This is a genomic window from Nostoc sp. FACHB-133 (assembly GCF_014698055.1).
Classification (GTDB): domain Bacteria; phylum Cyanobacteriota; class Cyanobacteriia; order Cyanobacteriales; family Nostocaceae; genus Nostoc.
On the sequence record NZ_JACJSH010000022.1, the window covers coordinates 1 to 23,708 of the forward strand.

General features: G+C 40.2%; 20 protein-coding genes and 1 pseudogene. 12 read left to right on the forward strand and 9 right to left on the reverse strand.

Translation table 11 applies throughout. From position 1 onward, the window contains the following. From H6G86_RS18805 to H6G86_RS18815, 3 genes and pseudogenes are all read left to right on the forward strand, one after another. Positions 1-181 (forward strand): annotated as a pseudogene (locus H6G86_RS18805) (IS66 family transposase); the annotation flags it as partial. 380 nt (positions 182-561) lie between these two features. After that, positions 562-2,049 (forward strand): ABC transporter permease subunit, encoded by a 1,488-nt coding sequence (locus H6G86_RS18810; RefSeq protein ID WP_190935567.1) that lies wholly within the window; start codon positions 562-564, stop codon positions 2,047-2,049. Continuing rightward, complete coding sequence (locus tag H6G86_RS18815; protein ID WP_190935568.1) at positions 2,042-2,776, forward strand: amino acid ABC transporter ATP-binding protein; 735 nt, start codon at positions 2,042-2,044, stop codon at positions 2,774-2,776. The genes H6G86_RS18810 and H6G86_RS18815 overlap by 8 nt, the downstream gene beginning before the upstream one ends. On the opposite strand, the gene H6G86_RS18820 is transcribed toward H6G86_RS18815, so the two are convergent. After that, positions 2,773-3,261 carry an NUDIX hydrolase gene (locus H6G86_RS18820; protein WP_190935569.1) on the reverse strand — a complete coding sequence of 163 codons (489 nt, stop codon included), beginning with the start codon at positions 3,259-3,261 and terminating at the stop codon, positions 2,773-2,775. The two genes, H6G86_RS18815 and H6G86_RS18820, sit on opposite strands and share 4 nt — an antisense overlap. A gap of 62 nt (positions 3,262-3,323) precedes the next feature. Between H6G86_RS18820 and H6G86_RS18825 the strand changes: the two genes are divergently transcribed. Further along, entirely contained in the window at positions 3,324-3,944 is a 621-nt protein-coding gene (locus tag H6G86_RS18825; protein ID WP_199338338.1) for an NADPH-dependent FMN reductase, read from the forward strand. Between the two features lie 5 nt (positions 3,945-3,949). Here H6G86_RS18825 and H6G86_RS18830 read toward each other — a convergent pair whose 3' ends face one another. The 4 genes from H6G86_RS18830 to H6G86_RS18845 all read right to left on the reverse strand — a co-directional run bounded on the left by H6G86_RS18830 (position 3,950) and on the right by H6G86_RS18845 (position 6,204). Next, positions 3,950-4,321: a sulfite exporter TauE/SafE family protein gene (locus tag H6G86_RS18830; RefSeq protein ID WP_190935570.1), complete on the reverse strand. Its 372-nt coding sequence runs from the start codon at positions 4,319-4,321 to the stop codon at positions 3,950-3,952. A gap of 23 nt (positions 4,322-4,344) precedes the next feature. Next, a complete protein-coding gene (locus H6G86_RS18835; protein WP_190935571.1) occupies positions 4,345-5,310 on the reverse strand; it encodes an acetamidase/formamidase family protein in 966 nt (321 codons plus the stop codon). A gap of 149 nt (positions 5,311-5,459) precedes the next feature. Beyond that, positions 5,460-5,957: a PIN domain-containing protein gene (locus H6G86_RS18840; RefSeq protein ID WP_190935572.1), complete on the reverse strand. Its 498-nt coding sequence runs from the start codon at positions 5,955-5,957 to the stop codon at positions 5,460-5,462. Next, positions 5,950-6,204, reverse strand: a complete 255-nt coding sequence (locus tag H6G86_RS18845) for a UPF0175 family protein (RefSeq protein WP_190935573.1) — start codon at positions 6,202-6,204, stop codon at positions 5,950-5,952. The genes H6G86_RS18840 and H6G86_RS18845 overlap by 8 nt, the downstream gene beginning before the upstream one ends. Positions 6,205-6,839: 635 nt before the next feature. Here H6G86_RS18845 and H6G86_RS18850 point away from each other — a divergent pair. Both H6G86_RS18850 and H6G86_RS18855 read left to right on the forward strand, forming a co-directional pair. After that, the gene (locus H6G86_RS18850) at positions 6,840-8,072 is read left to right on the forward strand and encodes a DUF4336 domain-containing protein (RefSeq protein ID WP_190935574.1); all 1,233 of its coding nucleotides are present in this window, start codon (positions 6,840-6,842) and stop codon (positions 8,070-8,072) included. Between the two features lie 215 nt (positions 8,073-8,287). Then, positions 8,288-8,464 carry a hypothetical protein gene (locus tag H6G86_RS18855; protein WP_190935575.1) on the forward strand — a complete coding sequence of 59 codons (177 nt, stop codon included), beginning with the start codon at positions 8,288-8,290 and terminating at the stop codon, positions 8,462-8,464. A 148-nt stretch (positions 8,465-8,612) separates the two neighbouring features. Here the strand turns inward: H6G86_RS18855 and H6G86_RS18860 are convergent, their stop codons facing one another. The 4 genes from H6G86_RS18860 to H6G86_RS18875 form a co-directional block, all read right to left on the reverse strand. Continuing rightward, a complete protein-coding gene (locus H6G86_RS18860) occupies positions 8,613-9,119 on the reverse strand; it encodes a GNAT family N-acetyltransferase (RefSeq protein ID WP_190935576.1) in 507 nt (168 codons plus the stop codon). Between the two features lie 32 nt (positions 9,120-9,151). Next, the gene (locus H6G86_RS18865; RefSeq protein ID WP_190935577.1) at positions 9,152-9,706 is read right to left on the reverse strand and encodes a pyridoxamine 5'-phosphate oxidase family protein; all 555 of its coding nucleotides are present in this window, start codon (positions 9,704-9,706) and stop codon (positions 9,152-9,154) included. A 231-nt stretch (positions 9,707-9,937) separates the two neighbouring features. Then, entirely contained in the window at positions 9,938-10,462 is a 525-nt protein-coding gene (locus H6G86_RS18870; protein ID WP_190935578.1) for a DUF937 domain-containing protein, read from the reverse strand. A 156-nt stretch (positions 10,463-10,618) separates the two neighbouring features. Beyond that, entirely contained in the window at positions 10,619-12,340 is a 1,722-nt protein-coding gene (locus H6G86_RS18875) for a sensor histidine kinase (protein WP_190935579.1), read from the reverse strand. A 380-nt stretch (positions 12,341-12,720) separates the two neighbouring features. On the opposite strand from H6G86_RS18875, the gene H6G86_RS18880 reads away from it, so the two are divergent. The 6 genes from H6G86_RS18880 to H6G86_RS18905 all read left to right on the forward strand — a co-directional run bounded on the left by H6G86_RS18880 (position 12,721) and on the right by H6G86_RS18905 (position 23,631). Then, positions 12,721-14,274 carry a YcjF family protein gene (locus H6G86_RS18880; protein WP_190935580.1) on the forward strand — a complete coding sequence of 518 codons (1,554 nt, stop codon included), beginning with the start codon at positions 12,721-12,723 and terminating at the stop codon, positions 14,272-14,274. Positions 14,275-15,041: 767 nt separating this feature from the next. Continuing rightward, positions 15,042-18,164, forward strand: coding sequence for a thioester reductase domain-containing protein (locus tag H6G86_RS18885; RefSeq protein ID WP_190935581.1), 3,123 nt, complete (start codon positions 15,042-15,044; stop codon positions 18,162-18,164). Positions 18,165-18,287: 123 nt separating this feature from the next. After that, positions 18,288-19,331: a methyltransferase gene (locus H6G86_RS18890; RefSeq protein WP_190935582.1), complete on the forward strand. Its 1,044-nt coding sequence runs from the start codon at positions 18,288-18,290 to the stop codon at positions 19,329-19,331. A 114-nt stretch (positions 19,332-19,445) separates the two neighbouring features. Continuing rightward, positions 19,446-20,621 (forward strand): biotin synthase BioB, encoded by a 1,176-nt coding sequence (locus H6G86_RS18895; protein ID WP_190935583.1) that lies wholly within the window; start codon positions 19,446-19,448, stop codon positions 20,619-20,621. A gap of 198 nt (positions 20,622-20,819) precedes the next feature. Beyond that, a complete protein-coding gene (locus H6G86_RS18900; protein ID WP_190935584.1) occupies positions 20,820-21,317 on the forward strand; it encodes a TerB family tellurite resistance protein in 498 nt (165 codons plus the stop codon). A gap of 544 nt (positions 21,318-21,861) precedes the next feature. Continuing rightward, positions 21,862-23,631, forward strand: coding sequence for a serine/threonine-protein kinase (locus H6G86_RS18905; protein ID WP_190935585.1), 1,770 nt, complete (start codon positions 21,862-21,864; stop codon positions 23,629-23,631). Positions 23,632-23,708: the final 77 nt, after the last annotated feature.

A 23,708-nucleotide genomic window follows, 5' to 3' on the forward strand; every position in this document is an offset into this window, starting at 1 on the left:
AAAACGTAAAGTTAGTGGTGGTTCCCGTTCAATGGAGCGGTTTCAGCATACTGCTAATTTGTTGACCGTGGTACAGACTTGTCGCCGTTAAGCTAGGTCTGCCATTGATTTTTTTGCCCAGGCTTTAATTGCTAATTCTAGTAACTCCCTGTCTCGCCCTTCTTTACTTCCTCAATATTAGACCTGAATCCTTACGTTAATTTAAAAGAATATCATCGTAAAATAGTAATGGAGCGAATGGGAAATCGAAAGGCAGGTAATGCTATAGCTTTACTCTAAAAACTCTATTACAAGCCAGTTTTTAATATAGAAATGGCTCAAGAATTTACCCAACTATCATACACTAACGCTAACATTTTAGTCAGAGAATTATGTAATATAGGAATTGTAGAAGAAGTTACTGGAAATAAACGTAACCGAGCTTTTATTTATGAACCATACCTGTCTATTTTTAAGGAGTCTTAACAACAAAGCAAATGTAGATTCAAAAGCTTCTGCACAAAAATTATAGCCACACTAAAATCTTTTGATAGCTATGAAATTTATATACTTATCAACTTCATGAAGAAAAAAAAAGTATGGCTATCAGCGATACTGGTTGTAGCAGTAGTAGGAATCAGTATCATTGCAGGACATAGTAATTCTCTAAAGGCTGCTTCACCTTTAGGGAAAGACACGCTGACGATGATTACTTCTCCAGATTATCCCCCTTATGAGTTTTATGATACGAAAGGAGGCGATCGCCAAATCGTTGGCTTTGATATAGATATAGCCAAAACCCTTGCTGAAAAATTAGGGTTTAAACTTAAAATAATGGAATCCGATTTTAATGGATTAATCCCTGCACTTCAAGCAAATCGCGCTGATTTTGTCATGGCTGGGATGACTCCGACTCCAGAACGTCAGAAAAATATTGATTTTTCAATTATTTATTACGAAGCTAAAGATACAATTGTCGCTCCTAAAGGTAGCAACTTGAAACAACCCCAAGACTTATCAGGAAAAAAGCTTGGGGTACAATTAGGAACGATCCAAGAACAAAATGCTCAGAAAATTGCTAAAAAAGTTTCAGGTATTCAGCTAAAGCAACTCAACAAAGTGCCGGAAGTAGTTCAAGAAATCAAATCTGGGCGAATTGATGCCGCAATTGTTGAGGATACCGTCGCGAAGGGATTTGCCCAAGCTAACCCAGATTTAGAATTTAATACTATTCCGTCAGAGGAAGCAAGTGGCTCGGCGATCGCTTTTCCTAAAGGTTCTTCATTTGTAGAACCGTTTAACAAAGTTCTTCAACAAATGAAGGACGATGGCACATTGAATAAACTTGTCGCCAAGTGGTTTTCAGAGAATACCGCTAACCCTGCATCCTCAACTCCTACCAAAGGCGGATTGAATCTCGACTTCACCAGAATTCTTCCCGATATTCCCTTTATTCTGCGGGGAATCCCTTTAACTTTGTTGTTCACGCTATTATCTGTAACCTTGGGGTTAATCTGGGGAACAATTCTGTCTCTATTAAAAATTCTTGGCATCAAGCCGCTTACCTGGGTTGCTAACGCCTACACCTCTGTTTTTCGAGGTACACCTTTGCTATTACAGTTGGCATTGGTTTACTACGCAACACCGCAGCTTACAGGCTATGACATTTCCGCATTGGAGGCTGGGGTGCTAACTTTTACCCTCAATTCTGGCGCTTATATGTCGGAAACCATCAGAGGTGGGATTCAAGCAGTGGATAAAGGACAAAGTGAAGCGGCGATGTCTATGGGTGTTCCCTATTGGTTGATGATGTGGGATGTGATTTTACCCCAAGCATTGAAGAACATTCTCCCAGCATTGGTGAATGAAACTATTGGATTGCTCAAAGATTCCGCGCTGGTGTCAACGATTGGGGTAGTGGAAATATTACGCAGCGCCCAAATCGTTGGTGCAAATAAGTATATTTATTTTGAACCACTGCTATTTGCAGGGTTAATCTACTATGTTTTGGTAATGGGTATGACTTTGGGTGCATCGGCTTTAGAAAGGAGGTTACGCGAAAGTGAGTAATGTAGTAATTCGCACGGAATTCTTATGTAAATCCTTTGGCAAACTGGATGTACTCAAAGATATTTCCACTGAGTTTTACCAAGGCGAAGTGGTTGCCATATTAGGCCCTTCTGGTTCAGGTAAATCTACCTTTCTGCGATGCATAAACTTGCTAGAACAACCCACCAGAGGCAGAATCTACTTTCACGACCAAGAAATTACCAATCCCAAGGCAAACATCGCTAAAGTACGGCAGCATTTGATGATGGTATTTCAACATTTTAATTTGTTTCCCCACATGAATGTGCTGCAAAATGTCACCTACGCACCCATAAAGGTGAAAGGAATAAACAAGCAAAAAGCAGAAGAACATGGCTTAGAATTGCTTGCTAAGGTAGGTTTAGAAGAAAAAGTGTCTGTGTACCCGTCCAAACTATCGGGGGGACAGAAACAGCGAGTTGCGATCGCGCGGGCATTAGCAATGGAACCAGAGATGATTTTGTTTGATGAACCCACCTCTGCATTAGATCCAGAAATGGTCAAAGATGTGTTGGAAGTGATGAAAGCTTTAGCGCTATCTGGTATGACAATGGCGATTGTCACTCATGAAATGGGGTTTGCAAGAGTTGTTGCCAATCGAATTATGTTCCTCGACCAGGGGATTCTAGCAGAAGATACTACTCCTAGTGAGTTTTTCCAAAATCCTCAGTGCGATCGCGCCAAGCAGTTCTTAGAAAAAATGCTTTAGAACATCAGAAATTCGCCGCTTTTTTTGTATTCTTGAAACTTTTCTAAAACGGGGCGATCGTTTGGCATTAACGTCGGTAAGTCCGCCAAATCAAAAAATTCCAGCGCCAGCGATTCTCCATCTAAGCAAGCGAGGCTGCCTGACCATTCAACGGCTCGCAAAATTAAAATGAAGGTTTGAACGCGATCGCCGTTGGGATAGGTTACAGTTTCAAAGGCTGGGTTGGAAGAAAACCCCACAGCTGCAAAACGCTTAACCGTTAAACCAGTTTCTTCAAAAACCTCTCGTGCTGAACATTCTTCGGCAGATTCACCTACTTCTGGACAGCCACCAGGTAGCCCCCAAAGTTTGAAATCACTTCGCTTTTGCAACAAAACACGCCCCAAATTATCCTCAATAATCACGCGTGCGCCAAATAATAGAAGTAGGCGATCGCCTACAGCTTGTCGTAACTTGCCGAGATAAGAGTCAGACCAATTTGCCATAACGAGAAAGTTTGTAAAGAAACTCTAAAGGTAGCAAATAGCGATCGCCTGAAAACAGGATAATGCAGCTGAACAGGTTAATTATTCCCATTCAACCTAGAATTATGGCATCTCCACCGAAAATCCTCGCCTTTGCTGGCAGTACCCGGATTGATTCTTACAACAAAAAACTGGTAAAAATCGCGGCGGCTGGCGCTAAGGCAGCAGGCGCAGAAGTGACTTATATAGACCTCCGCGATTTGCCCCTACCTCTGTTTGATGAAGACTTGGAAGCTCAAAAAGGACTACCAGCCAACGCCCGCACGTTTAAGGACTTGATGATTTCTCATCAAGGATTGTTGATTGCTTCGCCGGAATATAACAGTTCACTCACAGCAGTTTTGAAAAACGCCATTGACTGGGCATCCCGTCCAGCCCCAAATGAAGCACCGTTGGCTGCTTTTGCAGGGAAGGTTGCTAGTATTATGAGCGCTTCCCCAGGCGCTCTTGGTGGTTTGCGGGGGTTGGTTCATTTGCGCTCTATTTTGGGAAACATCAAAGTTTTGGTACTTCCTGACCAGGTAGCCGTACCCAAAGCTTACGAAGCCTTTAATCCTGATGGCACGTTAAAAGATCCTAAACAGCAACAATCTATTGAAAAGCTAGGCGATGACTTAACAAAGATATTGCTGAAGCTTAATTAAATTCTTCAATTTGACAGTAGATAGCGAATACCTATCATTAGCACAAAGATGCCATACAGCTTTTTCATCAACTCACTGCTAATAAACGGCTGATTTGCAAACAATGCCCCGAAGAAGTTACCCACGATTAAACCAACTGCAATAATCAGGGCATATTTGATATTAAGATTACCGTTGCGATGGTAAACCAAGGCTGCTAAAATCCCGATTGGCAAAATTTGAGCAGCCACAGATGTTCCTGTAGCTAACTTCTGATCCAAACCAATTACTAACACCATTGCCGGAATCATAATTGCGCCGCCACCGATACCAAACATTCCACCAGCAATGCCAGAAACTAAACCGATTAACAACAGTTGGATCAAGATATTAGACATAAAAATGGTTGATATATTGCAACTTACAAATTTACCGTATTAGACAAAATAGATTTGGGTAGCATTCCATGCACGCCTTTTTGAGGACTGTTCACAACTTGAGTAATGTGAAAATTCACAGCTAAACTACATAACACGTAAGCATCTTCTGGCGACAAGTTGGTGAAGCGTTCCAGAAAATCAATCATATTTTTTAAAGCCAGTTCTAAAGCTTCATCTAAGGTTTGGGCAAACCCCATTGTAATGATATGAGTTGGAGTTTCGGCAATTGGTGTTGTTAGCTGTAAATCCTTGCGAAGTTTGAGGGTAATTCTACCATTCATGGAAGTTTCAATGGCGGTGACATTTACTTCGCCATCTCCCTGTGCAGAATGCCCATCACCAATAGAAAATAATGCACCTGGTACGAAAATCGGCAAAAATAAACGAGAACCAGCTTGTAATTCCTGGTTGTCGATATTACCACCGTAAGAACCTGGTGGCACAGAAGTTCGAGAGGTTTCTGGAGTAGCGACACCAAGAATCCCAAAAAACGGTTTTAGGGGAATTTTTATGCCAGTACCCGCCGGAAATTCAGCGATATTGTTGACTAAATCTAGAGGAATGAATCTCAATGCAGGTTGAGGAAACTGATGTGGTAAAGCTCCCCAACCTGTACGAATGGCATTAAAGCCAACGGGTACACTAGGTGCGATCGCATCTAATTGTACTTCTAAAACATCCCCTGGTTCGGCATCACGCACATAAATCGGCCCTGTGAGTAAATGCGGCCCCCCAGCAATCTTGCGTTCTGGTAGAAGATTTTGGCAGATGTTGAGAAATTCTGGTGTGACAAATTCAGGTGGTGCTTTGTCGTAAACGTAGTAACCAGTATAAGTTTCCACATCAACCGTATCACCAGAATCAATAGTGAGCGCTGGTTTTAACAGATGGGAGAAACCACCCAGATGCACGGTTTCCTTAGTAGCTTTTAAAATGTAATGACTCATCGCTATTTTGTTTTTAGTTGCGTGGGCAATTGGGCGAACTGGTGTAGAATTTGTAACGGCATAGGAATATTCCCCACTGGATATTACGTCGAAAAAAAACCGCTATAGTAGTCAGCATTATTGCTTAGAATCACCGAAAGAAAATAGAATTAGTCTGTCTCTCCTGCTTGCTGAAGTGCAACAGCGATGACAGTTTCACTGAGTCGAATACCTCTGTTTAACATACGCTCAATAGCTTGTCGCATTAACACAGGATATCCTTCCTTTTTGGCACGCAACAAAATACCAATAGAACCTGTGAGCGTCAGACCACTCAATCTAGCAATCCGTCTGCCAACAGTCTCATCAATACACACAGTTTTAATACTTTCATTTAAAGCTAATTGAATTACAGATGCTTCACCTAAATCCAACGAGTTGAGCAAAAGAGGTGAAATATTAAGTGGAATTTGCCACTTTTGTAGCCAGGTTGCTGCCTCAAATTCTGTGACTGCAAACCCGCTTGCACCTCCAGCAAGTAATTCCTGACAAACTTCAAAAGGAACTAGTACTTGAGTATATAGCTGCAATACATCTAAATTACCAAGAGCCGCTACTAGACTAATTAGAGGAGCAGTATTAATGACGATGATCTCAGTGTTAGGCATTCTCTAGATCGGCAAGAAGTTCATCTTCTGTTAAATCAATCATAGCTACTCCATAATGATGCAAATTAAGTAAAAAAGAAACTCGATCTGTATTTACTAGTGCAGCTGCCATACCAGAAGACAGGCGTTTCATTTCAAATAGTTTTACTGCCATCGCCCATTTAGCCTCTTCTTCAAATTGTTCCCGTGTCTGTTGTAAGGCATCTGGAAGTGTCTCTGGGTAGTTGATTTTGATTTGCAATGACATAGGCCAAATTATTTTTTTGTAAGATAACTTTTCCCTTACTCTACATTGTTAAGTAGTGAATCACCATACTCTGGATCGTGAAATAGCTTACCATCTGCTAAGGTGTAGATAGCTTGTAAGCCACCACCGCCTCAAAGATGCAGCTTTTAGAGATTGTCTCGTTCTCAGTTGAAGACTGGGAATTCTTTTTCAACTTAGGTCAAGCCTCAGATGATTTGATCGCAAATTTAAGCAAGGATAGGAGCAATCATAAATTCTCTGATTGATATCTCAGCCGTCGGTTTAAAAAGCTTTATATTGCGCTGTAAATAATTTTGCGAAAATTCTAAATAGCTAATATCAGCAAAGTATCTTGCTAATTCTAGCTCTGTAGAGCATAGCTGTACTCAAACTCAGCTACTACATCTATTGTTGGATTAGGTAACAAAAAGTATTGACTAAAAGTGTAACTTTAATCGGGTTTTAAAATTTTATATTTACTCATGATTTTTATCGTGAATGAACTATACCGAAAATATTACGAATTACAATTATGAATTAATAATTGATCTGATTATCTCAATAATTTGCTAAACTCCAACTTTGGGGATAGTAAATAAAAACAATTTGAGCAGGGAATTTGGAGGGGTCGCAGAGTGGCTGATGATGAACGCATAGTCAATGCACAACAGATACATCCAAAAGACTTTTCATGGAAACTATGGCCTGTTCTGCCACTCTACCCTTATGGCAGGCGGCAGACAATCCGCAAAGAAGTGGTTAAGGACACAATCTGGAATTTTGACCAGATTCAGGGCATTTTCTACGTTGTTGTGCCGATTCGCATGACTGTAGTTAAACTCGAAGCTGGAGGTCTTCTTATCTATGCGCCTGTTGCACCAACCCCAGAGTGCATCCGGCTTGTGAATGAGTTGGTGGCGGAACACGGTAATGTTGAGTACATTATTCTGCCGACTATCTCCGGTATAGAACACAAAGTCTTTGTCGGCCCCTTCGCCAGATATTTTCCAACTGCACAGGTGTTTGTGGCTCCCCATCAGTGGAGTTTCCCGCTAAATCTGCCCCTTAGCTGGCTTGGTTTACCCCCAAAACGGACTCAGGTACTCCCAGAAGATAGTAGCAAAACCCCTTTTGCTGACGAGTTTGATTATGCAATGCTGGGCCCCATCGACCTTGGCCCTGGTCGATTTGCAGAAGTTGCTTTTTTTCACAAGCGATCGCATACTCTTTTAGTAACCGATTCTGTACTCTCTATCCCAGACGATCCACCTGCGATCGTTTTATTAGATCCATATCCCCTACTATTCCATGCCAAGGATCGTGCTTCTGATATTGTTGCAGACATTCAGGTAAATCGCCGTAAGGGTTGGCAGCGTATCTGTCTGTTTGCTTTGTACTTTCAACCAAGCGCACTAAATATACCCCAATGGAATCAGGTGTTTCAAGATGCCTTGAAAGCCCCAGAACGCTCAAGGAAAGCTTATTTTGGATTGTACCCCTTTCAATGGCATCCAGATTGGCTGCGATCGTTTGATGCCCTGCGAGGTAATGGGCGGTTGTTTGTTGCACCAATTTTACAGACGTTGATTCTCAACCGCGCACCGAAGGAAACTATTGACTGGGCTGATAAAGTTGCAAGTTGGGATTTCGAGTGGATTATTCCTTGCCACTTTGATGCACCGATAAAAGCGCAAGCGTATCAGTTTCGTCAAGCTTTCTCTTTTTTGGAAAAGCAGCCTGCTGTTAGTGGGGGTTTATTCAGCAGTAGCAGCTATCCTTTACCAGAGGAGGATTTTAAACTACTTAAAGAAATCGATGCAGGTTTAAATAAGTTGGGCATTGTGCCAGCAGCAAAGGAGAAGGTGTAAGAGAATTTTTTGTAACTGCTGTGCTAGAGAATCAGAAATTGCTATGACTGCAAAAATATAGTGGTTCGATTTTTGATTTATAAATTAAACTTTGGCATTCAATTAGTTTGCAAATTCTTACCAGAGAACTAAGATTAATTCCTTCTATTGACTGTGGTCTAGTTCATAGATTAGTTGGTTAACTTGAGAATAGCAACTATTAAAGATGAAAAAAGATGAATAAGACATTACTAACGATTTTGATGCTTGCACTGTTACTCTTATTCATCATTTCTCCCTTTGGTACCCTTGCTAGTTTGATGCTGGTAGTGTTAGTTTCAGCATTTTTCTCTTTACTTGGAAACTTATTTCAAGCAATAATTGCTGGTGACACTAACCCAAAAGGGTCATAAGGGACTTCCAAATAAAAAAATATTCCATCGCTTTCAGGGCAGGGAGCAGGGGAAGGGAAAATCGTAGTGAAGTACAAAGATTGGATAATTTATTTTTTGTAGTTTCCTAAACGCAAAATCAAAATCAAGAGAGGATTTTAAAACTATTTCAAAAATTAATTTTCATCTTAAAAGAGATGCTACCAACTCGATTGATTATTTCGCTACCAAGAACGACTTCAAAGCCAAACCTTTTATATAAACTCAAGGCTGAATTTGTCGATCTGATACTAAGTGATATTGATGAATAAGATGTTTGGGCTGCTGCTAACAAATGTGTGAGTAACTGCGTTCCTATACCTTTATTTCTATGTTGGGGAAGAATGGCAATAGCTAGTTCAGGAGTTTGATCGTCAACATAGCCATATCCTTTATTTTCACCTGTCAATAGACGCAGCCATGCAGATCCTACTGGCTGATTACTAGTTTCTAGAATAGCGATAAAGCCGCTATCATCTTTACATCCCCAATTTTTAACATATTTTGCCAAATCAGGATTATTTATAGCATCCTGCACTGTCAGATTACCTTCTTTTTCCATATGCGCTGCTTCATAAAGCATAAGCCAGAGAAAAGGCTCATCTTCCTGTATCAATGGACGAATAGAATAATCCATAACTCATGCCCCCAAGTCCGCTTTTGTAAAATTTAGGATAATTTACTTAGCGGTGTTGGTAAACCGTCAATGCTGACAAGATTTTTCTTCTGTTGATATTCTCTAACTCCCTCTTCACCTTTTTTACTAGCCCAGTTTACTAAAGTCTGGCGCTGACCCTTATATTCATAAAGTGGTACGCCAAAACCACAAGAAGTCTGTACTTTTTCAATATCAGCGACGATAATTTGGCGAGTTCCAGGCATTGGTAAAAACAGAGAGTACAGAGAGTCCCAGTCTGGAGAACTCGGTAAAATCGTGGTTCCTTGACCGTAAAGACGCAGGATACACGCAGGTTCTTCAAAGGCGCAAAACATGAAGGTTATCCGCCCATTTTCTTGCAAATGGGCTGAGGTTTCGTTACCACTGCCTGTAAGGTCTACGTAACCTACTTGCTTGGGAGAGAGAACGCGAAAGCATCCTAAACCTTTAGGAGATAGATTAACATGACCCGTAGGACTCAAGGGTGCAGAGCCAACAAAGAAAAGGTGTTGAGCTGCAATAAAGTCTTGCAGCTCGTCTGTAATACAGTCAAAAAGTTTAGACATAGACTGTCTGATTTATATTCACATACAAATTTCTCATCTTCTCAGCCTATGCTTTAGCTAAATATCTAGCAAGGCCCAATTGCCGATGTCTGAGCAAATGGGAGTTTGGAGTTAGGAAAAGTATTAAGTAAGTGGGCGTAAATAATTGTCTTTGAGATAAGGAAATAGGTATAAGGATTTTAGCCTAGTTCCTTTTTATTTACATAGTTTGATTTTATTGTGCCAACTTACTTACTGTCTCATATACCGACTAGCCATTTGGATGGCATCAGCAATATCTACATCACCATCGCCGTCAGCATCCAAGAAGGAATTCAGTACAGGGTTTCCGCCAGCTTGGGGATTTTGAGCATTTGCACCTGATTGCAAAAAATTCAGGACTAAAGGTACTGCTAAAGGTAGCAATTGTTGAACTATACCAGCATCCAATCCAGTGCGCTGGGCAGCAACCTGAGCTACCTGTTGTTGTATTTCAGGAGAAAACAGTGAATTGACGGCTTGGGGGTTAGGTGAAGTCCCAGCATATTGATTCACTAAACTTTGCGCGGCTTCATTACCATCTCTGGCTTGCTTGTCTTGTAAAGCGGAACGCACTTGACCACCCACAATTGACAAGACTGATTGAATGGTAGAAGGGTCTGCACCAGTACTTTGGCTTAATTGTTGTACAGTGTTAATAATTCCTCCCAGTTGCCCTAAGCTTCCCTGTTGATTGGGATTAGCAACTGCACCAAGAATCTGATCGAAAAGTCCCATAAATTTATTTCTCCCTTTGTTCTCAAAAAGCTTGCCAAAACTGGCTTGAAGTGTTTGTGTAGGCAAACTTTCGTCAGTCCCCTAAAAGATTTAAACACGCAACCTTATACTTGCTGTTGATTATTATGAAAAAATTAACTTTGAAAAGCTACTAACTCAAGGATGAGAAATGGGCAGAGCGATACCTGCGGTGGGCAGAGCCAACGCAAACTCTGTACCCTTATCTAACTCAGATTGGCAGGTAATCTTACCTTGATGTTTTTCTACCACAATTTGATATGCGATCGCTAGCCCTAAACCAGTACCAATGCCTCGTGGTTTGGTGGTAAAAAATGTTTCAAATATCTTTTTCTGATTTTCTGGTGAAATACCAGGGCCGTTGTCGGCAATTCGCACTATCACCAAATTATTCTCCCAGCATTCTGTAATAATAGTGATTTCAGGGAGAAATTCGGGATTTTCATCTGATTTTTGCTCCAAAGCATCAAGTGCGTTGCTGAGAAGATTCATAAATACTTGATAAAGTAAACCTGTATAACCTGGAATCGCGGGAATGTCTCCATAGCTGCGAACAAGGTTAATGCCATTTTTCAGGCGATTATTCAGAATCAATAATGTACTATCTAGACAAGCGTGTAGGTCGACTAACTGTGCTTCTCCATCGTCTAAACGAGAGAAATCTTTCAAACTTCGGACAATTTCTCGCGTGCGTTCAGCGCCAATTTTCATTGAATTAAAGAGTTTTGGCAAATCGACTTCTAGAAACTCCAAATCAATTTCTTCTGCTAGATTTTGTACATCAGTGGAAGGCTGAGGAACTTCGGCTTTATATACTTGCAGTAATGCGAATAAATCGTCAGTATAGGTTTTCGCGTGTACGAGGTTGCCAGAAATGAAATTTACAGGATTATTAATTTCGTGGGCAACACCAGCCAGCATTCTTCCCAAACTAGACATTTTTTCACTTTGAATTAGTCGGATTTGGGACTCAGCTTGTTGTTCTTCTAAAAGGTGCTTCACCTGTCGAATTAGCTGGTTAAGGGAATTAGTTAAAGCTCCAACTTCATCTTGGGTAATTACGGGCGCTTGCAAGTCAAAATTGGCTTCTTGGCTAACTCTCTGGGCGATATTTGTCACCGCTTTAATCGGATAAGCAATGATTGTACTGGTGTAGAAAGCTAGGATAGCAGCGATCGCTACTGACAGCAGCATACTACCAAGAATAATCTGAGCTTGGATGAGTGCAGCCTGATTCTGGGCTAGATGAGCTTCCTCTTGGCGTTTTTGAAGTGTTTTTGCAAAGTCGGTTAACTCATGGGCAAATTGATAAAACTTTAGAGCATCCTGACTTTGGCTGAATTTGGAGATTAATTGCTCTGCTTTTATAGCTCCCTCCGACTGTGAACTTAATGGCAAAATTTGCCGAATCAGCGACCTGAGTTGTTCAAAATATTCGGCTATTTTGCTGTTATGCTTTGTAAGCAGAGCTTGTAAATCCTCTTGGGAAATGCTTTGACTAAATTCTTGTGCCTGAGAAATCAACGTTTCTGCATCCGCTAGATCGGTTTTGAAATTAGAGATTCCCCTTTGTAACGCTTGCGGCTGCTGCAAAAAAGGCACTATTTCTTTCTGGTGGATCTGTATTTCCAACAGTTTGCCTTGTAAACTACTTAACAAGCTTCCTTCTTCGTCTACCAATATAATCTGCTGTTTGGCTTGTTGAAAGTAGCGATCGCCTATTACCAACCCTGCTGTCGTTCCTAAAACTGCAACTCCCAAAGCCAAACCGTATCCATAAAAAATTTTTTGCCGAATACTAAGGCGATGGAATCTTTGTTGAACCCAGTTAAAATATTTTAATTTAGGTATCGCAGTCATGGTATTACTCGCTGTTGAATTTTTTACTAGGTGGTTTTCATCAAAGACAAGAAATCCAGCCGCAAATGAGAGAGAACATATTTAATCGAAAATGCGCTCTCAGTTTATCAAAAGGGACTTTTTTCTACCCTGGTCAAAAATACTGAAACTATGAAGATTAGAAGTATCTGCCTACTGAATAAGGAGGGGTAGAAGAAGGGGAGGGGAAGCAAGGAGAGTGTGGGGAGTGTGGGGAGTGTGGGGGGTAAGACTTTTTCCCCGTCCTCCCACACCTCCCACGCCTCCCACACTCCTTAATTTCTCACTAGTGAGAAATCAAGGTGAAACTATTAAGATCAGAAGCATCTACCTACTGAAATACCCACTAATCTTTCCTAGCCATGCCTCTGTCGCGCATAGTAACGCTAATTGTTGGTCTGATAGTCATTTTGGGGCTAGCCCTATGGCTAATTGATTCCCTATCACGCCTCTATTGGCAATTGTCCTATTCGCCGTTGCTTGGCAATTTGCTGCTGTTGCTGCTGATTGTTCTTATAGGAGCCTTGGTAGCGGCTTTTGTCTATTATGTATTGGTAATTCAATCTGGGGAAAAGCGATCGCGCCGCAACCCCAAGCGAGTAACTGCGGCGCAAATTCCTGCTGCTAAATCTGACGCTGCTTCTACAACTCTCCAAGCTGTGCGCCAACAGGTAGCGCAAATTCAAGATGAAGTCACACGTCAGGCTTTATTAAGTCGATCGCGCGAGATTGAAGCGAACTTAGCACGCGGTGAAATTCAAGTAGTGGTATTTGGTACGGGGAGTGCTGGCAAAACTTCCCTAGTGAATGCGATTATGGGACGCATGGTGGGTCAAGTGGATGCACCGATGGGTACAACCCAGGTTGGAGAAACCTATTGTCTGCGGTTGAAGGGATTAGAACGCAAGATTTTAATTACAGATACGCCAGGGATTTTAGAAGCGGGTGTGGCGGGAACGGAACGGGAACAAATGGCGCGAGAACTGGCAACAGAAGCAGATTTGCTGTTGTTTGTGGTGGATAATGACTTACGACGCTCAGAATATGAGCCGTTGCGGGGATTGGCTGAAATTGGTAAGCGATCGCTCCTAGTTCTCAACAAAACCGATTTATATACAGATGAAGATAAAGAATCCATCCTCGCTAGGTTGCGTCAACGGGTACGGGGATTTATTGCTACTAATGATGTAGTGGCGATCGCAGCTAATCCCCAATCTGCACAACTAGAAACCGGCGAAACCTACCAGCCGGAACCCGATATTGTCCCTTTACTGCGGCGCACAGCTGCTGTTTTACGCGCCGAAGGTGAAGATTTGGTGGCGGATAACATTCTTTTGCAATCTCTGCGATTGGGAGACGAGGCGCGAAAACTTATCGATGGTCAGCGTCGCCGTCAAGCTGACAAAATCGTAGAACGATTTCAGTGGATTGGCGCTGGTGTGGTGTCAGTCACGCCAATACCAGTTGTGGATTTATTGGCGACAGCCGCAGTCAACGCTCAAATGGTTGTGGAAATTGGCAGAGTCTACGGCTGTGAATTGAATATGGAACGGGGACGAGAGTTAGCCCTTTCTTTAGCGAAAACTATTGCTAGTTTGGGCATTGTCAAGGGAGCAATTCAATTATTATCTACAGCGTTGCAACTCAATGTTGCCACCTTTCTTATTGGTAGGGCGATTCAAGGTGTGACAGCAGCTTATTTAACGCGAATTGCTGGTAAAAGTTTTATTGAATATTTTCGTCACGATCAAGATTGGGGTGACGGTGGAATGACGGAAGTTGTTCAGAAACAGTTTCAAATTAATCGCCGAGATGAATTTATTAAAGCTTTTATTCAAGAAGCGATCGCGCGCGTGGTGAAGCCGTTACAAGATAAATCTGAAGTAGTTGAACAAGATGAAGAAATCAATAGTTAAACAATTAAAAATTCAAAAACAAATGCGCTTCCTGTTATTAGGTGGGCAGAAGTCAAGTCGCTTCGCTCCAATTAAAAATTAAAAATGTAAAATTAGAAATTGCAAGACGCGACGCTCCTGCGTCGCTAACGCGGACTCGCTCTAAGCGAAGCCATGCCGAAGGCTTTACGCTGCGCTATCAGTGGGGGCTTGTACCCAAAATTAATTAATTAATTAAAAATTATTATTCTTCACTAATTTTTAATTTAATTTTTAATTAAAAAAAGGTCAAGGTAAAAGAATAATCGCTCAAACAGCAACTCTTTAAGACAGATATTTAAAGTGTATTAGTGCCATTTTATTGCTGTTGTAATTTAGCCAAAAGATGGTAATGCACATAACGCATTATCAAATTTTTTATTTTTCCTTAAGTTGTTTAGGTAAGATTCTTTTTCACAAATAATTGAGGAAGGTTAAGTAAAACCTATAAAATATAAAATATCTATCTGAATATATTATATATCGTGTTAACTGTCTTAAGTGTCTTAACTGTTCTTGCATTCTTATTAAAAGTCTGAGACGTTAAGAAAGATAAAGTGTGGTGTTATGCATTCCAATCAATTTGGAGAGCTTAAACAATGGCAACCACAACAACTAGCAAACTAAAGTCTACTTACAAGTCACAGCAAGCATCTGGAACGTTTAAACAAGTCTTTATTAGTTCCGCTTGCTGAAATTAGCTATGAAAAGTTTTGTCCTATAAATATCTGCTCAAAAAATAAATTCTAATGATTTTTGGTAGTCCATACCCTGACATTTTTATCCCTAAACAGCCACTGACAGAATTTGTATTGCAACGAGCAATAGAGTTAGCGGACAAACCAGCCCTCATTGAAGGGCTAACTAACAGCATAATAACATATAAACAACTAGCAGACTTCATTAGTCGAGTTGCTGGTAGGTTTGCGGCGCGCGGCTTCTGCAAGGGTGATGTATTGGCTATTTACAGCCCTAACCTTCCCGAATATGCGATCGCTTTCCATGCCGTAGCAACTTTAGGTGGGATCATCACTACAATCAACCCATCTCATACAGCAAAAGAGCTTACATATCAACTCAATGATGCTGGTACAAAATATCTCATCACCATCCCAGACCTTGTAGGGCATGCATTAGAAGCGATTGGTCAGTCAAAGGTAGAGGAAGTATTTGTATTTGGTGAAGCAGCTGGAGCTACCTCATTTTCTGTGCTTTTAGAAGGTGAAGGAGAGACACCACAAGTACAGATCAATCCACAAAAAGATTTGATAGCCTTGCTCTACTCTAGTGGCACTACTGGTATGCCTAAAGGTGTAATGCACACTCACCATTCATTTGTGGCCAATTTTCACCAATTCCAAAACTGCGAACCAGTCAGTGAGGCTGATGCAATTATCGGAGTTTTACCTTTTTTTCACGCCTACGGACTGGTAATGCTGAATTATAGCCTGGCTTGCGGTGCTACTGTTGTGACGATGCCGCACTTTGATTTAGAGGCCTTTCTAAGCCTGATTGAAAAGCATAAAATCACCCGTATCCACATCGTTCCGCCAATTTTGCTGGCATTAGCAAAGCAGCCAATAGTAGATAAATACGATCTTTCGAGCTTGCGGGTGCTGACTTCTGGGGCAGCACCACTAAGCCATCAATTGATCGAGGAGTGCGAACAGCGTCTTCCTAATTGCGTTGTAAAGCAAGCATACGGAACGACAGAAACCTTTGTGACCACCTATACTCCAGATGAACGTGAAAAAATCAAGCCTGGTTCAGTAGGTCAATGTCTCCCTCATGTGGAATGTCAAATCGTAGATGTCGATACCCAACAACCATTAGGTTTTAATCAAGCAGGGGAGTTGTGGGTACGGGGGCCACAGCTTATGAAAGGCTATTTGAATAATCCCGACGCAACTGCCAGCACAATTGATCGAGATGGTTGGTCTCACACCGGCGATATTGTCTATATTGACGAAGACGGCTACTTTTACATAGTCGATCGCATCAAAGAATTGATTAAGTGTAATGGCTACTCCATAGCACCAGCCGAATTAGAAGCAGTCTTGTTGAGTCATCCCGCGATCGCTGATACTTGTGTAGTCAAGAGTCCTCATCCTAGTAGTGGGGAAGTTCCCAAAGCTTTTGTCGTACTAAAAGCCGCTGCCACTGCACAGGAAATTATGGAGTTTGTCGCTGGGCAAGTTGCACCACATAAAATGATCCGCAGACTTGAATTTGTGGACAAAATTCCCAAATCACCTTCTGGCAAAATTTTGCGCCGCATATTGGCAGAACAAGAACTGATAAAGATTAAAGAAGCATCCTCCGACGAGCAGCCATTGCAGCAACAACTGGAGTTTCTACAACAGTTAGATAATGCTTGTTACAGTCAACGTCAAGAGCTATTAATTGCTTACATTCAAGAGCAATTTGCCAAAGTTTTAGGTATCAATACATCTCATCATCTGGATATAGAAAAGCCTTTGCATGAACTGAGGCTTGATTCTCTAATGAATATCGATTTGAAGAATCGTATTGATACTGAATTAGGGGTAGATATACCCATAGAAATGTTTCTGGGTAACTCCAATATCAACCAATTGGTAAATTTGTTACTTCAGCAACTAGCAGCAAAAAACACAATTATCGCAAAAAAATCGCCTGCTGAGTTAACAATAGATTTAAATTCAGAGGTTGTTTTGGACTCTACTATATTTCCTGAATATCCATCTGAGTCATTTGTAACTGAGCCTGCTGCTATTTTATTAACTGGAGCTACAGGTTTTTTAGGAGCTTTTTTACTGCAAGAACTGCTATTAAAAACCCAGGCGGATGTTTATTGCTTGGTACGTTCTACTGATGCTGAATCAGGGAAGATGAGGATTCAAAATAACTTAGAATCCTATGGAATTTGGTATGATAATTTTGCTGATAGAATTATTCCTGTGTTGGGTGATTTATCTCAACCACTGTTAGGTTTGTCATCACAAGATTTTCAAAATATCAGCAGCCTTATTGATGTGATTTATCACAACGCTGCTTGGATTAACTATGTTTATCCCTACTCAGCATTAAAGCCTACCAATGTTTTGGGAACTCAGGAAATATTGAGATTGGCGAGTTATGTAAAAATCAAGCCCGTACATTATATTTCTACTATTGCTGTTTTTGAGTCACCAGCTTATGCAGGAAAAGTCGTAAGTGAATCCGATCGACTTGCTCATAGTGAGGGAATGAAACTAGCTTATTCCCAGAGTAAATGGGTGGGAGAAAAATTAGTGATGTTAGCACGTGATCGCGGTATTCCAGTTGTGATTTATAGACCACCATTTATTTCCGGTCATAGTCAAACAGGCGCCTGGTATAAAAATGATGTAATTTGCCGCACCATCAAAGGCTGTATACAAATGGGGAGTATGACAGACATCACTGACACCTTGGATTTAGCCCCTGTGGATTACCTCAGCCAAAGTATTGTGTATTTATCACAGCAAAAAGATTCTCTTGGCAAGGCTTTTCACTTAAATAATCCTCAACCTATTTCTTGGAGAGAACTAACAGATTTTATTTGCAGTTTTGGTTATCCAGTGAAGCATATTGACTATAAAGATTGGGAAATACAGGTAAATGATTCCGTCCGCTCTAAAGAAAACCCTTTATATCATCTCTTACCTTTTTATCAAAAGCAGTTGTCTCAAGAAAAACTAGGTATTTCAGAGTGGTATCAGCAATCAACTTACCCAAAAATTAGTTGTTTGATGACACAGAATGCCCTATCAGTTAGTTCCATAGTGTGTCCGCCTGTAAATGCTCAACTGCTCAATACTTATTTCTCGTATTTTATTCGTAGTGGTTGGCTTGGCTTAGTTACAAAATAGCGAAAGAGAAGGAAGTAATTCAAAATAAAAAACCTAGCATAGGCTATTTGATTTGAATTTTTCTGATTGCTTTTCAATAGCTCAAGAAACCTTATTAGAAACCACTTTGTTCATTAGGTGTTTATGTTTCAAGCTCAATTACAACATCCTACAAGAAAAAATGAGATGCAGACTACACAAACATTAAAGCAAATGATCGCTGGTGCTTGGATTACCCAAGGTATTTATGTGATTGCTCAACTTGGTATTGCCGATTTACTCAAAGATGGTTCTAAAAATTATGCTGAATTAGCAACAGCAACTGGTGTAGATGCCCGATCGCTCTACCGACTACTACGCGCCCTTGCCAGTGTTGGTATATTTGCTGAAGGTAATTCAGGCTACTTTGAATTGACACCTGTTGCCGAAAGTTTGCAAAGCGATCGCACCGATTCCTTACGTGGTTATGCTATCAAGTCTGGTCAAGCCTGGGAATGGCAACCTTGGGGACATCTACTTGAAAGTATCAAAACCGGAAAACCTGTATTCAAAAATATCTTCGGAATGGAGAGATTTGATTACCTAGCCACTGACCCTTCAGCTTCTAAAATATACACTCAAGCTATAAGTAGTATTTCTGGTGAACAAGATGCGGCGATCGCAGCTGGTTACGACTTCTCATCCATCCACAACTTAATTGAGGTTGGAGGTGGAAATGGTACTTTAATGACCTCGATTCTTAAAGCAAATTTGACAATGCAGGGGATTTTATTTGATTTACCCCATGTAGTTGCACAAGCCAAGCCTTTGATAGAAGACTTGGGACTACAAAATCGTTGTCAATTAGTTGGCGGGAACTTCTTTGAGTCAGTACCCACAGGTGGAGATGCTTACTTGCTGCGGTATATTGTTCACGATTGGGATGATGAAAGAGCGATCGCCATCCTGAAAAATTGCTACCAAGCGATGCAGCCTAACGGCAGATTGCTGCTAGTCGAAATGGTTATACCTCAAGGCAATGAACCATTCTTTGGCAAACTCCTCGACTTGCAGATGCTCGTGAATTATGGCGGCCGTGAACGGACTGAAGCTGAGTATCAAGTCCTATTAGAAACAGCAGGCTTCTCATTGACAAAAATTTATCCAGTAGCACCTCCAATCAGCATGATTGAGGCTATTCGTCTATGAAACGGAATAGGTAACGGGCAACAGACAACAGGAAAACTAAGTCTCCGTTCCCGCCACCAAGAGGCTTGGTAAATCATTTGTTAGCAGAACACTCATAGTCTTAAGGTAAATGAAATGAAGCAAAATTTGATTGAAACTTTACTAGATATTTCAGAACAGGAAAAAGAGCGGCTTTTAGCAGCCATCCAAATTGATGCTATTACTGAAAGTCCATATCTAGAAAAGGAATCAACAGAATCCCAAGAGTACAGACAATTTTTCCAATCACTCTTCCAAGAAATACTTCATTTTGAAGACAACGATCAGCAAATGCTTTTTGAACTAGCAAGATATGTGCGTCACAAGTATTTGGAAAATAAAGGAAATTTGAGAGGTGTGATTGAGATTACTAATGCTTGCGAAAGGAGTTGTAATTATTGTCCAATGAGAATTGAAAATGAAGAATTAGGAGATCGTTATAATTTTTCTAGCGAAAAAATATTAGAAACCGCTATAGAAATCAAAGAAGCGAAAATTCCCATTGTATTCATTCAAGCAGGTGAAATCAAAGCAACGACTAAAACCGTATCTAGAGCCATACCTAAAATTAGACAGCTTTTTGAGAATAACGTCATCATCCTTCTGAATCTTGGCGATAAACCTAAAGAAGATTACACAATACTCAAAGAAGCTGGTGCAAATCAATACATTATTAAATTTGAAACGAGCAATTGGAATTTACACAACCAGGCTAGAGGATATAGTTTATCCGATCGCCTAGATAGAATCGATGATTTATTAAGTTTAGGATATGAGGTGGGAAGCGGAACAATTGTCGGTTTAAAAGCAGTAAATGCTAATGGAAAAATCGAAATTGAACAAACTCCAAAGATGCTGGCGAATGACCTTCTACTTGCCATAAAGAAGAAAATTCAGATGTGTAGTGCATCTCCTTTTGTACCTGGTAAAGGTACTCCACTAGCTCAAATGAGTCCGGGCAACGCCAGTATGACTTTAAATTGGATGGCTTTAGCCAGAATTATGATGCCAAAAGTTATGATACCTAGTGTAAGCGCTCTTAATGTTTTATTAGGACAAGATGGTCAATTAAAAGGACTGCAAGCAGGGGCAAATACGATCACCGTGAATTTTACCCCTCCCAACTATCAAGACCAGTACGCTATTTACAGTAAACAAAAACGGTACAAAGTCAAATACGAGTATGCTTTAGATATCATGGAAAAAGCAGGTATCGAGCCAACTTTACTGCCTAATGTGCCTAGCCAAAGCTTTTTATCTTCTCAAAAGTAGAATTTTATTTATCTTAAAAACTAGAAATCTAGTTAATTAAACAGTAGCCTTGAAAGCTTAAAAGCTACTGCTTGCCATGCTATTTTTTAAAATAAATAAAATAGAATAAATAACATTTTTTAATAATCATAATAGCTATTTATGTAATAATAAAAATTGACAAACATAAATAAATTCAAGTAATCCTAGGTCATAATCATGACAACAAATACAGCAAAAATAGAGACGGATTTAGGCATTAAATGGTTGTTCAATGAACAGTTTGGCTTTTCAGAAATTCCATTAAACGCATCTTATGAAGCTTACTTTAAAGCGATGCTTATTTGTGCTAATGGTGATGGCACATTGGCAGATGCAGAAAGAGATTGGGTGATTGGATATGCCTCTGCCTATAACCGCGATTCTGAAGTTATTGAAAAGCTCAAAGCTTACAAAGCTGACGAAGATTTAGAAACAGTATTTAAAGGAGATCCTGTCATCAGTGAAACAAGACGTTCCTTAATTCTTGATGCCATACAAACTTGTGCTGCTGATGGCGAATATAGCGAAAAAGAACGGGCTATTGTCCTCAAAGCAGCCAAAATACTCAATATTTCCAAAGATGAGTTGAAAAAGATTGAAGAAATCTATTTAGAGACAGTTAAACTCCGTGAAAAACGTATAGCAGCTCTGTTTCCCAACGGTTTACCTTACTAAATAAACTCTTATCTTACAAGATATAAATTCAGTAAGTTGATTGTATTTCTCTCGGTTAGTAGTCCGTTTTATTAATTATTTCGGGCTACCATATCCCCGAATTCTTCAATAATTCGAGGATATGGTAGCCTTTTTTTTTGATACTTCTACCCAAAACGATGAATATACTAATTATCCTGGGTGAAATCATATTTTTAATAGTCATTTTCTCGCTATTTAACTGGCTCATTGGCATAATCTTCAAGCAGGTCGCTAAAGTTTCTTGGCTGTAAGGAAAAACTGCAATTATCAGCTTACTGCACCGGAATATCAGCAGATGGTTAATTAATCTCCCTGTTAAGAATGCAGCATAGTCAATACTTCGCAAAGAAGTTGTGAAGTATTGGCTTTAATAAAAAATTATCTTTTTTTACGCAAAAATACTTAAAAAATTAAACTTGTATTTAAGGTATCAAAACTCTCTTGATTTATTTCTAAAGCATTCCGGAAACAGGAGGGAATGTCAGAAAAACTAAATAATAAGGACTTACTGAGTAACCAGGTCATGACCAACCACATAATCGGTAAATTATTACAAGAGCGTTACCAAATTGTCCAAAGCCTGGGTGCAGGGGTATTTGGACAAACATACATAGCTGTAGACGTAGATTTTCCCCAGAATCCTAAATGTGTTATTAAGCAGATAAAAGTTAGCAGTTTCGAACCTGGCTACTTGGAGATGCTGAGGTTAATGTTTCTAACTGAAACTGAAACCCTCAAGCTTCTAGGAAGCCATCAACAAATTCCTGAATTTATCGCCTGTTTTGAAGAAAACAGCCAGTTTTATTTAGTACAAGAGCTAATTGAAGGACATGCGCTGACTGCGGAATTGCCCATTGCTCAACAGTGGGGGTGTCTGTGGAGTGAAAGGGAAGTTGTACAATTCCTGATAGATGTCTTAAGTATTCTAGAATTTGTTCACTCTCAAGGCGTGATCCATTGTGACATCAAACCAGAAAACTTGATTAGACGTAATAGCGATGGCAAGTTAGTTTTGATTGACTTTGGCTCAATCCAGTCTATCGATTTTGGCATAGGTGCGGAATTGCCGATTTATAGGATTCCTGTCACCTCATTGGGATACATACCACCAGAGCAATTTATTGGACAAACACAGCCTAACAGCGATATTTATGCTTTGGGGATGATTGCTATCCAGGCTTTAACTGGGTTAGAACCATTACAATTAAAAGTTGATCCTCATACTAATGAAATTTTTTGGCGTTCTCAAAACACGCCAGTTAACGATTATCTAGCTGCTGTTCTCAGCCAAATGATCCGTTACGATTCTCAAAATCGCTTCCAGTCTGCGACTGAGGTACTGCGGGTACTTAAACAAATAATATGGGATCAGCCACCAGAAATATTAGAGGAAGATTCTGAATTTTTTCTAGCAGAAGTTGCCATTGAGGATAATGATTTTCAAAATCCTCCATCTGTCACATCATCCCCGTTATTGACAGGAATGAAAGTCGGACTAGCAGCTAATTCTTTATTGATGGGATTTGGTGTATATTCTTTAGTTAATACTGCACCAGCATACTCAGAAACAGATACTTTATATCAAGCAACAAAAGAATATCAAGCTGGAGATTTGCAAGAAGCGATCGCACTTGCTAAATCAATTCCCTCCCACAGCAATGTTTATCCAGAAGCTCAAGCCACAATTGAAGAATGGCAAGAGCAATGGCAAGCTGCTGCACAACAATACCAAATAGCTCAAATAGCTTTTCATGAGAGCCGATGGTCAGATGTTCTTGATGCTGTTTCTCAAATTCCAAATATTTCATATTGGCAATCTAAAACAGATAAACTAGTTCATCAAGCATACGTTAACATTGAAGCACAGACACAAGATTTATTAGCAAAAGCTTACGAAAGTGCCGAGATCAGAGATTTTTCTACTGCATTACAATATCTGCGGGAAATTCCTAAAGAAAGTCGTGCGGGGGCTTTAGTTCAAGAAAAGCTGGCTGAGTACAATCGAAAGCGCCAAATCAGAGCAGCTTATTTTTTACAGAACGCTTACAAAAAAGCATCTATCGGTGATTTTGATCGGGCTGTGAAATTTCTCCGAAATATTCCCCAAGATGCTCTGGTTTATGCTCAAGCTCAAGTTAAATTGAATGAGTATACTCAAAAGCAACGCGTGCAGACTAGCAATCAAAAGATAGCTTCTGCAAAAAGAACAAATTCATTTGTCTCTAAAAATTCAGATACTAACATTGAATATCTTCAGCAAGTAAATTATTTGCAAGAAGTGAATATTCGATAGTTACAGTAATTTTTAGATAAATGTATTTGTTACATAGAGCAATTTTAAGTAGAGATGCGAAATTGTACTGGGCTGGG